Origin of the sequence: Streptomyces sp. SID1328, from assembly GCF_009865595.1 — a bacterium.
GTDB classification, from domain to species: Bacteria; Actinomycetota; Actinomycetes; order Streptomycetales; family Streptomycetaceae; genus Streptomyces; species Streptomyces griseoluteus.
In genome coordinates this window covers 1-385 of record NZ_WWKH01000235.1, presented here as the reverse complement: position 1 = coordinate 385, position 385 = coordinate 1, and the positions used below count along the sequence as shown (strand labels likewise).

The window sequence follows — 385 nt, the reverse complement described above, 5'->3', positions numbered from 1 at the left end:
CGCGCGGTCGAGACCGTCACCACCGGCCTCGGCTGGCGTCGCGCCGCCGAGCCCGTCACCGTCACGGGCGCGCCCGGCAGGGCCGACACCGAGGCGTGCTGGGAACTCGGCGCCGTCCTCGCGGCGGGCCTGGCCGGCTGACGCCGGGGTCGCCCGTTCGGCGGCGCCCGCCCACATCCCTCGCGGTCCCGCCCCGCCCGGCGCCGGACCGGAAAGTCGCTGGTCCCTACACCCGGCACCGGCCGGACGAAGGTGCGGGGGCGGGACCCCTGGCCGACGATGGGCACGAGGCCGCGTCCCGCCGGACGCGGTCGCATCCCGTCGTACGTCGACTGAATCGAGGGAGCGTCGGATGCGAGCGGACGGCCACGCACCCGGACGGCCC

1 pseudogene is annotated in these 385 nt (G+C 78.7%); it reads left to right on the top strand.

From position 1 onward, the window contains the following. A pseudogene (locus GT030_RS06570) lies at positions 1 to 141 on the top strand (flavodoxin family protein); the annotation flags it as partial. Positions 142 to 385 lie beyond the last annotated feature (244 nt).